The sequence below is a fragment of the Bradyrhizobium sp. JYMT SZCCT0180 genome (genome assembly GCF_018130165.1).
In the GTDB taxonomy this organism is placed as follows: domain Bacteria; phylum Pseudomonadota; class Alphaproteobacteria; order Rhizobiales; family Xanthobacteraceae; genus Bradyrhizobium.
Map to the genome: position 1 here is coordinate 47,250 of NZ_JAFCLZ010000030.1, position 14,912 is coordinate 62,161.

The window sequence follows — 14,912 nt, forward strand, 5'->3', positions numbered from 1 at the left end:
GCCCGGTGCTAGTTCAGTGTACCGTAATAGCGGCCGAAAAAGCTAATCTCATAAGCGATCGCGGCGAACACGAACAGCTTATGGAATCTCGGATTGCGCGTTATCGCGCCCACCACGCATAGCAGTACGAATGCGCCGATCCGCGGGAGATATTCAGGTCCCAGGGAACGCAGATGTTGCTCGCCCTTTATCAAGGTATCGACCACATCGAGCGCTTCCGTCAGGGCTATCAAGCCAAAGAACCAGCGGCGGCGGTCGAGAAAATAGTCCTGATAGCCCTGATAATCATCGAGATCCTGAGGAAAGAGCAGCGCGCTCAGGAAATAGTACATCGACGCATACACGCAGATGAAGGCGTACAGGCCAAACGTCCATTGCTGCACGAAGCTCAGCCGAAACTCCCACCACCAGAACGTGACCACGTTCAGGAGCGCCCAGGCGACCCAGCCCAGATGAACAGACCAGATCGGGGTGCGGCCGGGATGCTGGATCAATGTCGCGATGCCGCTGATCAGGCGGGTGACGCTGAGCCCGAGAATGATGGCGACCAGCACGCGAATGTGGAGATAGAGATCGACATTGCCCGTCAGGGCGGCAGTTTGAGCCATAAGCCCTCGTCCTCAATCACAATCGAACCACACGGTGCAGCAGGCGTACCGCGCACAGGATGGTCCCCGACGATGGTTTCAGGGTTTGCGCGTTCGCCCGCCCGGGCAAGACGAGCCGTCTTCGTTCCGTCGCTGCATTCGCTGTCTAGCTTGATTCGCGTTCGCCGTGATTGCGGGTCACCCTGCGAGAGAGCACTTCTGCCATTCTACGGCAGGTTGGCGCGCCCTCACCTCGGTTAGCCGGCCTGCCGCGCGCATTGAGCGAGAGCCGCGAGTGAGCTGGCGGTACATCGAAATTGCACCTCGTCCGCGAGTAACGCTTTGGTAAGACATGCGTGCTCCGGTCGCAGTGTCGCACCTGGCCGACCACCCCGATAAGCATTTGAACTTCTTATACAATAATTCCAAAAGTTGCAGCTCTGCGAATCTCGCGCGTTAAGACATTGTCCATGAAAATTCTGCACAATTTGTCGACGGCCGACGGTGCTCAACCGGCCCCATTTGGAGTGCCGCGATGACCCAATCCATAAAATCCCCTGGCTCTTTTCCTGGTAGATCGATGCTTTCCCGCCTTTCGCTTGCAGCCAAGCTGTACTCAATCTTCGCGTTGTTCGCGGTTCTCGTCGCCGCCATCACGGCCCTCTCCGACTACAACACCCGACAGAACACCGCCCTCACCGAGGCCGTCGCGACGGCAAGCCGGGCAGCGCTGAACGTCGAACGGGTCAATTCGCTGGTCTATGCGGTGGTGATGGAATCGCGCGGCGTCTACATGTCGACGGAGCCCGCCGTCGTGAAGAGGTACGGCGATGGGCTGCTCAAGTTCAACGACAGCATTCTTGGCGTCGTCAAGAACTGGGAAGCACTGGTCCAGGCCGACGATGCCGAGCAATTCGCCACCTTCAAGAAGCGCATCGAACAATTCATCGACTTCCGCAAGGAACTGGTTCGGCGTGGCGTCGAAATCGGCGCCGCCGCTGGCCGCGAATGGGGCGACAATGACGCCAACCGCCAGGTGCGCTCGGCCCTGAACAAGGATCTCGAAGCACTTTCCAGGGTCTACGCCGAGCGCAGCAAGAAGCTGGCGCAGCAGGCCGACGCCAACCATACGCTGGCCTTTGTGCTCACGGGTCTGGGCGTGCTGGCGATCATCGTGGTCGTGATCGGCGTGCTGATCATTTCCCGCTCGGTCGCGCGTCCCTTGTCCGTCATCACCGACACCATCAAGCGCGTCGCCGAGGGCGCCGAAGGCGTCGAGGTGCCGCACGCCAATCGCGTCGACGAGATCGGCGCGCTGGCGCGCGCCATCAAGATTTTCCAGGAGGCGATGGACCGCAACCGCAACCTGAACTCGCAGGTAGTGGAGGATTCCAAGGCCCGCGAACAGCGCACCCGGCAGATCGAAGCCTCGGTGGACGCCTTCCGCGAAGCGATCGGCGGCGTCTTGCGCGCCGTCACCGACAACGCGACGTCGATGCGCGGCACCGCCGAGACCATCGCCAGCGTGGCGTCGGATGCCAGCGGACGCGCCGTTGCGGCGTCAGGCGCCACCGAGCAGGCTTCCAGCAACGTTTCCGCGGTCGCCAGCGCCGCCGAAGAACTGTCCGCTTCCGTTGAAGAGATCGGCCGCCAGGTTCGCCAGTCCGCCAGCGCGGTCGAACAGGCCGGTTTTCGCACGGAAAAATCCGTCACCGAGATCGAAGGGCTTGCCGCCGCAACGCAACGCATCGACGGCGTGCTCAACCTGATCCAGGCGATCGCCGAGCAGACCAATCTGCTGGCGCTGAACGCGACGATCGAGGCCGCGCGCGCCGGTGACGCCGGCCGCGGCTTTGCCGTCGTCGCCCATGAGGTCAAGGCGCTGGCCGAGCAGACCGCCAAGGCGACTGCCGAGATCGGTCAGAATGTCGGCCTGATCCAAACCTCGACGAAGAATTCGGTCGAAGCCGTCCGCGAAATCGGCAACGCGGTGCGCGAGATCAACGATGTGACGTCGGCGATTGCCGGCGCCATTGAGCAGCAGGATCTGGCGACCCGCGAAATCTCGCAGAACGCGCAACTGGCGGCGCAAGGCAACGGCACGCTGGTGGTCAATATCGGCTCGCTCAGCGACGCCATGGGCAAGACCAGTACTGCCGCGGCGTCGGTCCTCACGGCCTCCAGCGACCTGACGGCGACGGCAGAAACGCTGTCCCGCGAAGTCGAAACGTTCTTCAGGAACCTGCGCGCCGACCCGGTCGAGGATTTCAGGCGCACCGGCACCTAGAGCGGGATGAGGGTTTTCCTGAAGCGATATCGGCTTCCCAAACCGGCGGAGAACTGATCCCAGGACGGCAACGCCAAAGGGTATCAAGCCCTCAACCATCCTTTTCGCGTGTGCGCATTAACCTTTTGTTAACCATACGCTTGCGATTGTCTCCTCACGGCCCCAGCGCATTGGAGGAGAACAACCATGGCCCGGGACAGCAGAGCCACCAACAGGCAGCCAAACGCAATCCGTCGCCCTCACGTCTACAACCTCGTTGTACCGCGGACGGAGGACCAGGGTGATTCGGAATTCAGCTTCGAACTCGAAGAGGCCCTGTCGGCCCCGTCAGTCCCGTCAGTCGCGGCCCTGCCGAAAGACGCCGATTCTCCAGACCATCTTCAAGCCCTTGAGCTGATCAGTGGCGCCGCCCAGGCCATGCAGATGGTGGAAAGTCACTCCCACAGAATCCAGGCCAAGGCGTTCGAACTGTTGCAGCATTCACGTTCGAAGCGAATTGAGGCTTCACAACAGATTGCCAGCCTCCAGGAAAGATTGATTGCAAGTGAGGCCAACGTAGAACAACTCACCAAACGACTGGCCGAAGCCGAAGCGCGCGCGAACACGGCCGAGCACTGGCTGCGTCGCTTCCACGACGCCATCAACACGGCCTTCGCCGACAAGCGCGCTTGCCAGCCAGACAAGGTCTCTTCGGCTGCATAGAACATTGTCGGTTCTGATAGAATCAGAACCGAGCTCCAGTTTTTTGTTTTGACGCTTTTTCTACGCGGATGAGTCTGCCCAATCTGCGCGATTGCCATGCATAAGGCGACATCGCAACCAGCTCAGGTGACAGCGGGCGCGAGTTGGAGACCCTAGCCGGAAGCGTCTGAGCCGTCCCACTGTACCAACTCTACGGTGATGCCCTCGGGACCCTCGAAGAGCCGCAGCTTTCGGCTGATGTAGTCCATCTCGTCGCTCAGCACGGTCACGCCGTTGGCCACGAGGTCCGCGGTGGCCGCCTCAATGTCGTCGACGCGGAACGCGAGATGATTGAAGCCCAGTTTTCGCAGATTCGTCGGGTGCGCACCCGGATCGGTCCCCGGTGGCGGGTCGAACTCAAGCAGCTGGATCTCGAAATGAGGATTTGCGCCTTCGAGTGCGAGGGTGATGTGCTGCGCTTTCATGGCCGGCATGCCCATGTACCTCGCGGGAACGCCACCGTCGATCGTCGCGACGTGCCCCTTTTTGAAGCCAAGCAGCGCGAAGAACTCGATCGCCCGGTCGGCGTCTGCAACTGCGATCGTGATATGATCCGGATTGAGTATCATCCTGTTACTCCCTGTCATCGACACCGCGCACTCGGCCGCACCGGCCGGCTTCATTCTATCTTTGCATGGGGTTGTTTTCGAGATTTTGATTCCGGGCCGCCGGATACCACCCAAAGCGCGTCGAAGACGTGAGCGCACTGGCGGCGGTGCCGGATTACTCCACCGGCACCACGTCCACGGCCACCGCGAGCTTCTGCTTGCGCGAGCCCACGATGATGCCGTCGACCGGCGAGACGTCGGAGAAGTCGCGCCCGACCGCCAGGATGATGTGGTCGTTCTCGACCAAGAGGTCGTTGGTCGGATCGAACCCGATCCAGCCGATCTCGCGGCCACACCACACCGATACCCAGGCGTGGGTGGCGTCGGCGCCCTGCAGGCGCGGCTTGCCCGCCGGCGGGTAGGTGCGCAAGTAACCGCTGACATAGGCCGCCGGCAGCCCGAGGCCGCGCAGGCCTGCGATCATCACATGGGCAAAGTCCTGGCAGACGCCGTGGCGTTTCTCGAACACTTCCCTCAGCGGCGTCGAGATCACGGTGGCCTTCGGGTCGTATTTGAACTCGCGGCGGATGCGGTGCATCAGGTCGACGGCACTCACGAGAATGCCCTGCCCTTGCGAAAAGCTCGCCGCGGCGTAAGCGGTGACCGGCCCAAGCACCGGCACCAGCGAACTGGCAAAGACGTAGCCGACCGGCGAGGCGGGGCCGAGGCTCGATGCCTCGAGGGCGACGTCGCGCACGCTTTCCCATGACGGGCTCGGCGCGGTGCGGCCAAGCGCCTGCCGCGATACCTGCACCCGCGACCTGGAATCGATCCGCAAGCTGCGATGCGCGGTTTCGATCAGCACACTCTCGGTATGGGTTCCGAAAAAATCCCGCCGTATCGTGCGCTCCGCCGGCTTGGGTCGGATCTCGACGGAATGCGAGACCAGTTGCTGCCCGTCGCCGCTGCGCGGCTCGAGCCGCAGCGAGCAGCGCGCAAAACTCACCGGGCTCTCATAGCTATAGGTCGTGACGTGACGGATGTCGTAGATCACGCGAGGCCCGTCAGCTTCTCCGGCCGGCTCGCATTGGGTCCGTGCGGGAAGTAATGCAGGCCGATGGCGTCGGCGAGATTGAGCAGATCCTGCTCCAGCGCGAACAGGGCTTTGACATCCAGCGCTGCGGCTTCCGCGGTCGTTAGCATCGCCTGCAGCGCCACGGCCAGACGCTGCGGCCGCTCGATCAAGCCATGCTCCTTGAGGCTCGGAAGGCTCGCAATGTGCTCGTTGAGCGCCGCCACCTGGAACGCGACCGAGCGCGGATTATAGGGGTCGAGCACCGCCAGATCGCGCACCGGCGCCAGCGCCGGCCCGACCAGATAGCGCGAACGGTAGGTGATCTGGCAATCCACCAGCGTCAGCAGAACGTCGAGGTCTTCGTCGCCGGCTTCGTCATAGGCGAACTGACGCGCAAACCGCGCGGTGTTGATCGCGCGCTCGGCGCGGCGGCCCATCTCGAGGAAGCGCCAGCCCGCGGCGCGGTTCATGTTCTCCTGCGCCAGCCCGGCAAAGCTCGCGAGCTCCTGCAAGGACAATTCGGCGGCGCTAACGATGCCGTCATCGTCGTCGGCTTCCACGGAGAGGCGTTCCACCATCTCGGTGATGACCTGCCAGGCATCGGGCGAAAGCCGCTCCCGCAGCGAAGTCGCGGTGCGCTGCGCCGATCGCAGCAGCGACAGTGCCGAGCCGAATTTTTCCGCACTTTGCAGCGCCTCGGCGGCGACCTTGGCGGAATTGGCCCGGCTCGCCTGCGAGGTCGCCCCCCAGGTCACCAGAAGACGCTGGATGCGCTCGACCGAATGCAGCGCGGTCGATGCCCCGCTCGGTGCGCCCTTGGCGGACTCGCGCGTTGGCGTGCCGAGCGCGCGGATCAACCGCAGCGTCGCCTCGGCGCGTTCGAGATAGCGGCCGAGCCAGAACAGATTGTCTGCGGCACGGCTCGGCACCACGCCGGCGATGCGCCTGATCCGCACCGTGTCGGCCGCCGGCAGCAGCGTCGAAGCCGCTATTGGTTTGTCGGACACCACCCAGACGTCGGCCGCGCGCGCCCCGTCGCCCATCGACACCGCACGGGCGTCGGGCTGATCGGCGATCCGGCAAAAGCCGCCCGGCAGAATGGTCCAGCCGTTCGGCGTGGCGGCGGCAAACACCCGGAGCACGAACGGGCGCGGCGTGATCCGGCCGTTCTCCCAGGTCGGCGTCGTCGACAGCCGCACCAGCTCCTGGCCGACAAAGTCGATGCCGCGGTCGGAAATCGCAGACCTGAGCCGCTCGCGCTCGGGCGGCGACAACTCGCCCGCAAGCACGGGTCCGCTGCCCGGAAAGCCCGGCACGGAACGGCCATAGGCGCCCTCGATCGCAAAATCGTCGAGCCGCGACAGCACTTCCTCGCGCGCCGATTTCTGGCCGCACCACCAAGTCGCGATGTGCGGCATCAGCAGATCCTCGCTGAGCAGGCGGCGGCACAGATTGGGCAGGAAGCCGAGCAGCGCCCGCGCCTCCAGCACGCCGGAGCCGGGCATGTTGGCGACCACGACGCCGCTCTTGCGCAGCACGTCGATCAGGCCGGGCACGCCAAGGTGCGAGGACGCATCGAGCTCCAGCGGATCGAGGAAATTGGAATCGACCCGGCGCAGCAGTACGTCGAGCCGCTTCAGGCCGGCGACGGTGCGGATATGGATGCGGTCGCCGCTGACGGCGAGATCATCGCCCTCGACCAGCAGGAAGCCGAGATAGCGCGCGATCGTCGCATGTTCGAAATAGGTTTCGTTGAAGGCGCCCGGCGTCAGCAATCCGATGCGCGGCTCGTCGCGGTCGGCGCTGGCGCGCAGCGCGTCGCGGAACGCCTCGAAGAACGGCGCGACGCGTTCGACGTTCATCGACTTGTAGAGATTGGAGAAGGCGCGCGACAGCACCAGGCGATTTTCCAGCGCATAGCCGGCGCCCGACGGGGCCTGCGTGCGGTCGCTGAGCACCCACCAGCGGCCATCGGGGCCGCGGCCGACATCGGCGGCGTAGAGATGCAGATAGCGCCCGCCCGGCGGTTTGACGCCGCAGACCGCGCGCAGATATTCGTTGCTGCCGGCAATCGCCGCCGCGGGCACGGCGCCGTCAGCGACCAGCCGACCCTCGCCATAGAGGTCGCGCAGGATCATTTCGAGCAACTGCGCGCGCTGGGCGATGCCCGTGGTCAATTGCCGCCAGTCGGTCTCGTCGATGATCAGCGGCAGATGGCTCAGCGGCCAGAGCCGGTCGGCGGTCTCGCCGGGCGCGCGATAGGTGACGCCGGCTTCACGCAAATGGCGGTCGGCCGAGGCGAATCGGCGCTCGATGTCGGCGGGCGAAAGCGCGGCAAAGGCGTCGAAAAACCGCGCCCAGGCCGGCCGGGGCGCACCGTCCGGGCCGATATATTCATCGGGAATTCCGGGCAGCCGGGCGTAGTCACGGGTCCATTGCGCCATCCGGCGCTGGCCCGGACGGGCCTTGTTATCCTGACTGCCGGCTTGCCCCGCCATCCGACTCTCCGATCTCAGCGCCTTTAGTGCCGGAGCGGCGTCCTCAAGTCGAGCGTCAAAGGAAATTCTATTGTGCGTTCCTCGGGCGGCAGATCGACCTTGCCCGGGGTGTGGCCGTGGTCCTGAAACCGGGCCAGCCGCCGCGCTTCGGCCTCATAGGAATTGACCGGCTTGGTGTCATAGCTGCGGCCGCCGGGATGGGCGACATGGTAGACGCAGCCGCCGAGCGAGCGTCCGTTCCAGGTATCAATTAAATCAAATGTCAACGGGGCGTGGACCGGAATGGTCGGATGCAGCCCGGACGCCGGCTGCCAGGCCTTGAAACGGACGCCGGCGACCGCTTCACCGGCGCGGCCGGTGGCCGTCATCGGCATCCGCCGGCCGTTGCAGGTGACGACGTGGCGGCCTTCGACGAAGCCCGACGCCTTGATCTGCAACCGTTCCACCGACGAGTCGACATAGCGCACGGTGCCGCCCGCCGAGCCCTCTTCGCCGAGCACGTGCCACGGCTCCAGCGCCTGACGCAGTTCCAGCGAAACGCCGCCGTGATGGACCCGGCCGAACACCGGGAAACGAAATTCGAGCTGCGCCGAATACCATTCCGGCGAAAATTCGTAGCCGGAGTGCTTGAGTTCTTCGAGCACGCCCAAAAAGTCTTCCCAGAGAAAATGCGGCAGCATGAAGCGGTCATGCAGCGTGGTGCCCCAGCGCACGAACTGGCCTTGTTGTGGCTCGCGCCACATTTTTGCGATCAGCGCCCGGATCAAGAGTTGCTGCGCCAGCGACATGCGCGGATCGGGCGGCATTTCCAGCGCGCGGAACTCGACCAGTCCGAGCCGGCCGGTCGGGCCATCAGGCGAATAGAGCTTGTCGATGCAGATTTCGGCGCGATGGGTATTGCCTGTTATGTCGACCAGGATGTGCCGGAACAGGCGGTCGACCAGCCATAGCGGCGCCTCGATGCCCGGCGGCGGCACGTGGGCCAGCGCGATTTCCAGTTCATAGAGGCCGTCATGCCGCGCCTCGTCGATACGCGGCGCCTGGCTGGTCGGGCCGATGAACATGCCCGAGAACAGATAGGACAGCGACGGATGCCGCTGCCAGTACAGCACGAGACTCTTCAACAGATCGGGCCGGCGCAGGAACGGTGAATCCTGCGGCGTAGAGCCGCCGACCACGACGTGGTTGCCGCCGCCGGTGCCGGTGTGGCGGCCGTCGACCAGGAAACGGTTGGCGCCGAGGCGCGTCTTGGCAGCGTCCTCGTAAAGGCCGAAGGTGATGTCGACCGCCTCGCGCCAGCTTTGCGCCGGCTGGATGTTGATCTCGATCACGCCGGGATCGGGCGTCACCTTGATGACTTCGACGCGCGGATCGTAAGGCGGCGAGTAGCCCTCGACATGGACCTGCAGCTGCAGCGCTTCGGCAGTCGCCTCCACCGCCGTGATCAGCTCCAGATAATCTTCCAGTTTCTCGACCGGCGGCATGAAGGCGCACAAAACGCCGTCGCGGATTTCGATCGACATCGCCGTGCGCACGGGTTCGAGTTTTGGCTTCTCCTTGGCCTTCGCGTCCTTGGCTTTAGTCCCGGTGTCGGAAGCTGCCAGTTCGTCGCGCGGCTCCATCGGATCCTGCTCGACGATGTAGGGATATTCTTCCGGCGGAATGTGTTCGAGCGAAGCGATCGGCAGCCGCAGGCCTAGCGGGGAATCGCCTGGAAACAGGAACAGATGGCCGCGCCGGATCTTCCAGCGTTCGCTGCGCCAGTGCCCGGGCGGGTGCTTGAAGGCCTCGTTCCAGCGCTGGATCGGCAGCACAAATCCCTTGGGCTTGTTGAGCCCGGAATCGAACACCCGCGCCATCCGTGAGCGCTCTTCCGGATCGGCCAATTTGGAGTCGGTCGGATCGACATTCGCCGGCAGCGCCGCTTCCTTCTGCAGCCAATGCGCGGTGTCTTCGTACGCGGGCAGCACGTAGTCGGTCGCGAGGCCGAGCTTTTGTGCGACGCCTTCGGCAAAACGTTCGGCGTCGGCGATTTCGGCCTTGCGCGGATTTTCGATGTTCGCGATCAGTTCGGCGTTCTTCCAGATCGGCACGCCATCCTTGCGCCAATAGAGCCCGAACGCCCAGCGCGGCAGACTTTCGCCGGGATACCATTTGCCCTGCCCGTAATGCAGCAGGCCCCCGGACGCAAAGCGCGCACGCAACTTACGAATGAGATCGTCGGCCAGCGTGCGCTTGGTGGGACCGACGGCGGCGATATTCCATTCAGGCGCTTCCAGATCATCGACCGAAACAAAGGTCGGCTCGCCACCCATCGTCAGCCGCACGTCGTCTTTCTTCAAATCGGCATCGACCGCTTCGCCGAGCCTGTCGAGTCGCGACCAGGATTCGTCCGAGAACGGCCGCGTGATCCGCGGCGCCTCGCGGATGCGCTTGACGCTCATCTCGAAGCCGAACTCGGTGTTGGCGAATCCTGCGGTGCCCGAGATCGGCGCCGCCGAGCGATAATGCGGCGTGGCGGCGACGGGGATGTGTCCCTCGCCGGTCAGCATGCCCGAGGTGACGTCAAAGCCGATCCAGCCCGCGCCCGGCAGATAGACCTCGGCCCAGGCGTGCAGGTCGGTGAAATCGCTCTCGACCTCGCGCGGGCCTTCGACCGGATCGATGTCGGGGCGGAGTTGAATGAGGTAGCCGGAGACGAAACGCGCCGCGAGCCCGAGATGTCTGAAAATCTGGATCAGGAGCCAGGCGGAGTCGCGGCAGGAGCCGGAGCCGGTGGCGAGCGTCTCCTCCGGCGTCTGGGTACCCGGCTCCATGCGGATGACGTAACCGATTTTCTTCTGCAGCTGCGCGTTGAGGTCGACCAGGAAATTGACGGTGCTGTCGGCCTCACGCGGGATGTCCTTCAGATAAGTGGCAAACAACGGCCCCTCGTCCGAGGTCGCCAGATATGGCGCCAGCTCGGTCTTGAGATCGTCGGTATACTGAAACGGGAAACTGGTGGCGTAGGGCTCGACGAAGAAGTCAAACGGATTGACCACGGTCATCTGCGTCGAGAAATCGACCTCGATCTTCAGCTCGCTCGCCTTCTCCGGGAAAACGAAGCGCGCCAGCCAGTTGCCTTGCGGATCCTGCTGCCAGTTCACGAAATGATTTGAAGGGGTGACCTTGAGCGAATAGCTCAGGATCGGCGTGCGCGTGTGCGGCGCCGGCCGCAAACGTATGGTTTGAGGCCCGATGTCGATCGGTCGGTCGTATTTGTAGTGCGTAACGTGATGTAGTGCGACGAAGATCGACACGGACGGGCTACTCCAGCAGCTTTTTTAAGCAGAACACTGGTTCCGGCCGACATCAAGCACTAACAACGGGCACGGGGTGCCTACGGGAAGTGCGGAATTGAGGCGTTATGCCAACCGCGTCGTCATGGCCGGGCTCGTCCCGGCCATCCACGTCTAGCGTTCTAATCGCACTGAGAAAGCCAGAAAGACGTGGATGCCCGGCACAAGGCCGGGCATGACGGAAACTGATTGCCTAACGTCATCACATCGTCGCGCCAATCACCCACGGCGCAAACTCCGCGCCGCCGAAATCAAAACTCTCGCTCTTGGTCGGCTGGCCCGATGCTGTCTTCAGCATCAGCTCGAAGATGCGCTGGCCGCATTCCTGCACGGTTTCCTGGCCGTCGAGGATGGTGCCGCAATTGACGTCCATGTCCTCTTCCATGCGGGTGTACATCGGCGTGTTGGTCGCAAGCTTGATCGAGGGCGCTGGCTTGCAGCCGAACACGCTGCCGCGGCCGGTGGTGAAGCAGACCAGATTGGCGCCCCCCGCCACCTGCCCGGTCGCCGCGACCGGGTCGTAGCCGGGCGTATCCATGAACACAAAACCCTTCTTGGTGACGGGCTCGGCATAGTTCAGCACGTCGACCAGATTGGTGGTGCCGGCCTTGGCCATCGCGCCCAGTGACTTTTCCAGAATCGTGGTGAGGCCACCGGCCTTGTTGCCGGGGCTCGGATTGGCGTTCATCTCGGCGCCTTCCCGCGCCGTGTATTCATCCCACCAGCGCATCAGGCCGACCAGTTTTTCGCCGACCTCGCGGCTGACCGCGCGGCGCGTCAGCAGATGTTCGGCACCATAGGTCTCCGGCGTTTCCGAAAGAATGACGGTGCCGCCATGGCGCACCAGCAGATCGCTCGCAGCTCCCAGCGCCGGATTGGCGGACACGCCGGAATAGCCGTCGGAGCCGCCGCATTGCAGGGCCACGGTCAGTTCGCTCGCCGGTACCGGCTCGCGCTTCACTTTGTTCGCGTCGATCAACGCCTCGCGCACAAAGGCGACGCCGGCTTCCACGGTCTTGCGGGTGCCGCCGACTTCCTGGATGTCCATCGCGCGCAGGCGGCCCGCGAGCTTCTGCTCCTGCATCAAGCCGCCGATCTGGTTGACCTCGCAGCCGAGGCCGAGCACCACGACGGCCGAAAAATTCGCATGCCGCGCGTAACCGCCGAGCGTCCGCCGCAGCAGCGCCAGCGGCTCGTCCTGCGTCATCCCGCAGCCGGTCTTGTGCGTCAGCGCCACCACGCCGTCGACATTGGGAAAATCCGCCAGCGGATTGTCGCCGGTGAACGGATTTTTCTTGAACATGTCAGCGACGATACCGGCGACATGCGCGCTGCAATTCACCGAGGTGAGAATGCCAATATAGTTCCGGGTCGCGACCCGCCCGTCGGAACGGCGAATGCCGTCGAAGGTCGCGGGCAGATCGAAATTCGGCGTCGGGATAACGTCGATGCCGAACGCGTAGTCCTTGGCGAAATCGCCCATGCCGCAATTCTGGGTGTGGACGTGCTGGCCCGGAGCGATCGGAATCGTCGCAAAACCGATGATCTGGCCGTAGCGCCGCACCGGCTCGCCGGCCGCGATCGGCTTGATCGCCACCTTGTGGCCGGCGGGAATCCGCTCGACCGTGGTGACGCCGTCGGCCACCACCATGCCCGCCGGCAGGCTGGAACGTGCAATCAGCACGCCATCATCGGGGTGCAAGCGGATCACGGGGGCTGGGGCCATGACAGGTCTCCTGGCTATCTCAAAACGATCGTGCCCCGGATGCTGGTGATCCGGGGCCCATGTCTTACCACAACAAATCGGTCCCGGCTCTGCGATGCACCGCCAAAGCAGCGCTGCATCGCGTCCGGAACACCGGAGCTTACGCCTTGCCGGCTGAGTCCTTGCGGGTCTGGTTCACCTGCATCTTGGCGTAGGTCGCCATCAGGCCGCTCTCGTTGGACAGCGTCACCAGCTTGAAGCCCATGTTGATCGCGCGGACGGCGCCTTCCGCGCCCGAGCAGTGGATGCCGGCGTGCAAGCCGCGCTTGCCGCATTCCTTGATGATCTTTTCGTAGATCTTGAGGATTTCCGGCTCCTCGCGGTCGAGCTTCGGCACCAGGCCATAGGAGAAGCCGAGATCGGAGGGACCGATATAGACGCCGTTGATGCCCTCGACATCGAGGATCGCTTCCATGTTCTCGACCGCGGTCTTGGTCTCCATCATCGGCAGCAGCACGATTTCGTCATTGGCGGTCTGCTGATAGGTGCCGGCCGAACCGTACATGCCGGAGCGGATCGGGCCGTTCGAGCGCGTACCCTTCGGCGGATACTTCGCATACTGAACCAGGTTCTTCGCTTCCTCCGGCGTGTTGATCATCGGGCAGATCACGCCATAGGCGCCGCCATCGAGCACCTTGCCGATGATGCCGGGCTCGTTCCAGGGAACGCGGACCATCGGCGTCACCGGGTGACCGTTCATCGCCTGGAAACACTGCACCATCGACTGATAATCCTGCACGCCGTGCTGCATGTCCACGGTGACGCTGTCGAAGCCGCATTGTGCGATCACTTCGGCCGAAAACCCTGACGGGATGGCCAGCCAGGCGTTGACGACGGCCTTGCCCGAAGCCCAGACTTTCTTGACGTTGTTTGTAGTCATTGATCGCGTTTCCTTTTGTGATCGTTACAACCGGTTTGGATTTTGATGCCGCCTAGCTCACGGCCTTCTGGATACTGACCTCGCTGACGCCGACCTCGCGGGCGGTATTGACGATCGCTGCCCAGGTATCATCCGGCAGCGGTACACCGTTGCTGGTGCGGTCGGCACGCATTTTCTTTTCGGGATCGCCGGGGATCAGCACGGCGTCAACGCCTGAGATCGGCTTGGTGGCCCTGATGAAGTCGACATAGCGCGAGATTTCGCCGTCGAAGAAATTGCTGGTGTCGATCACCTTGGGATCGACATAGATCGCGAGCATGCCGTTGGCGAACTGCCGGTCCGCCGAAGTAGCGCCAGTGCCGGTCAATGCGCCGCCGAGCAGTTCGCAAATGAAGGCGAGCCCTGAGCCCTTGTGCTCGCCGAACGCGCGGATCGCGCCGGTACCCTTGGTGTGATCGCGCGGGCCTTCCGCGCTGTGCGGCCCATAGAGCACCGCCGGATCCTCGCTGAGCGAGCCGTCTGCGTCGACCAGCGCGCTTGTTGGCAGTTTCTTGCCGCCACGGCTCGCGACCAGCACCTTGCCTTCGGCGACGACCGAGGTCGCAAAATCGAGCACGATCGGATCCTGGCCCTTTCGCGGAATGCCGACGCAATAGGGTGCGGTCGACAGCCGCTTCTCGACGCCGCCATAGGGCGCGACCAGCAGCGAGCCGGCCGCGTTGACGAAATACACCGAGACCAGGCCTTCGGCCGCAGCCATCTCAGCCCAGTCACCGACGCGGCCGATATGGCCGGCGTTGCGCAGCGCGATCGCGGCCAGCCCCGCCTTCCTGCATTTCTCGATGCCGATCCGCACCGCCTGCGGCGTCACGGTCTGTCCGTACCCGAACTTGCCATCGACGACCGCAAGCGAAGGCGTATCAACCACGACTTCGACGGTCTGATCGGGAACCACCCTTCCCGTCTTCTTCCAGCTGACATAGAGCGGCACCCGGATCACGCCGTGGCTGTCATGGCCGGTGAGATTGGCTGTTGTCAGGTAGGTCGCGATGCGCCTTGCTTCTTCGGCGGAGGATTCCGAACGGGAAAAGACCTCCGCAACGAAATCGATCAAATTGCTGACTTGGATCGTGACCATGTCTGGAGTTCAGCCTGTTCTTCGTCTTTCGGTCCAGCCGCATCATCCGGCGACG

At 63.7% G+C, this 14,912-nt stretch carries 10 protein-coding genes; 2 read left to right on the plus strand and 8 right to left on the minus strand.

The genetic code is table 11. The annotated features are described in order from the left end of the window. Positions 1–8: 8 nt before the first annotated feature. Positions 9–608 (minus strand): hypothetical protein, encoded by a 600-nt coding sequence (locus tag JQ641_RS33365; RefSeq protein ID WP_212000585.1) that lies wholly within the window; start codon positions 606–608, stop codon positions 9–11. Between the two features lie 559 nt (positions 609–1,167). Between JQ641_RS33365 and JQ641_RS33370 the strand changes: the two genes are divergently transcribed. Further along, the gene (locus tag JQ641_RS33370; RefSeq protein WP_212000586.1) at positions 1,168–2,874 is read left to right on the plus strand and encodes a methyl-accepting chemotaxis protein; all 1,707 of its coding nucleotides are present in this window, start codon (positions 1,168–1,170) and stop codon (positions 2,872–2,874) included. A 186-nt stretch (positions 2,875–3,060) separates the two neighbouring features. Beyond that, entirely contained in the window at positions 3,061–3,576 is a 516-nt protein-coding gene (locus tag JQ641_RS33375) for an ATP synthase subunit B family protein (RefSeq protein ID WP_212000587.1), read from the plus strand. A 152-nt stretch (positions 3,577–3,728) separates the two neighbouring features. Here JQ641_RS33375 and JQ641_RS33380 read toward each other — a convergent pair whose 3' ends face one another. The 7 genes from JQ641_RS33380 to JQ641_RS33410 form a co-directional block, all read right to left on the minus strand. Next, positions 3,729–4,184, minus strand: a complete 456-nt coding sequence (locus JQ641_RS33380) for a VOC family protein (protein WP_212000588.1) — start codon at positions 4,182–4,184, stop codon at positions 3,729–3,731. A gap of 154 nt (positions 4,185–4,338) precedes the next feature. Next, on the minus strand, positions 4,339–5,217 hold the full coding sequence (locus JQ641_RS33385; RefSeq protein ID WP_212000591.1) for a transglutaminase family protein: 879 nt from the start codon (positions 5,215–5,217) through the stop codon (positions 4,339–4,341). Further along, the gene (locus JQ641_RS33390; protein WP_212000592.1) at positions 5,214–7,736 is read right to left on the minus strand and encodes a circularly permuted type 2 ATP-grasp protein; all 2,523 of its coding nucleotides are present in this window, start codon (positions 7,734–7,736) and stop codon (positions 5,214–5,216) included. Before JQ641_RS33390 ends, JQ641_RS33385 begins: the two co-directional genes overlap by 4 nt. 23 nt (positions 7,737–7,759) lie before the next feature. Next, complete coding sequence (locus JQ641_RS33395) at positions 7,760–11,035, minus strand: transglutaminase family protein (RefSeq protein ID WP_212000594.1); 3,276 nt, start codon at positions 11,033–11,035, stop codon at positions 7,760–7,762. A 241-nt stretch (positions 11,036–11,276) separates the two neighbouring features. After that, positions 11,277–12,800, minus strand: a complete 1,524-nt coding sequence (locus JQ641_RS33400) for a UxaA family hydrolase (RefSeq protein ID WP_212000595.1) — start codon at positions 12,798–12,800, stop codon at positions 11,277–11,279. A gap of 139 nt (positions 12,801–12,939) precedes the next feature. Then, positions 12,940–13,719, minus strand: a complete 780-nt coding sequence (locus JQ641_RS33405) for an HpcH/HpaI aldolase family protein (RefSeq protein ID WP_212000601.1) — start codon at positions 13,717–13,719, stop codon at positions 12,940–12,942. A 52-nt stretch (positions 13,720–13,771) separates the two neighbouring features. After that, positions 13,772–14,857, minus strand: coding sequence for a malate/lactate/ureidoglycolate dehydrogenase (locus tag JQ641_RS33410; RefSeq protein WP_212000603.1), 1,086 nt, complete (start codon positions 14,855–14,857; stop codon positions 13,772–13,774). Positions 14,858–14,912: the final 55 nt, after the last annotated feature.

Bases quoted from the DNA above. Each gene is read 5' to 3' on its own strand.
- JQ641_RS33370 (WP_212000586.1), top strand. From the start codon at position 1,168: ATGCTTTCCCGCCTTTCGCTTGCAGCCAAGCTGTACTCAATCTTCGCG.
- JQ641_RS33375 (WP_212000587.1), top strand. From the start codon at position 3,061: ATGGCCCGGGACAGCAGAGCCACCAACAGGCAGCCAAACGCAATCCGT.
- JQ641_RS33365 (WP_212000585.1), bottom strand. From the start codon at position 608: ATGGCTCAAACTGCCGCCCTGACGGGCAATGTCGATCTCTATCTCCAC.
- JQ641_RS33400 (WP_212000595.1), bottom strand. From the start codon at position 12,800: ATGGCCCCAGCCCCCGTGATCCGCTTGCACCCCGATGATGGCGTGCTG.
- JQ641_RS33410 (WP_212000603.1), bottom strand. From the start codon at position 14,857: ATGGTCACGATCCAAGTCAGCAATTTGATCGATTTCGTTGCGGAGGTC.
- JQ641_RS33380 (WP_212000588.1), bottom strand. From the start codon at position 4,184: ATGATACTCAATCCGGATCATATCACGATCGCAGTTGCAGACGCCGAC.
- JQ641_RS33390 (WP_212000592.1), bottom strand. From the start codon at position 7,736: ATGGCGGGGCAAGCCGGCAGTCAGGATAACAAGGCCCGTCCGGGCCAG.
- JQ641_RS33405 (WP_212000601.1), bottom strand. From the start codon at position 13,719: ATGACTACAAACAACGTCAAGAAAGTCTGGGCTTCGGGCAAGGCCGTC.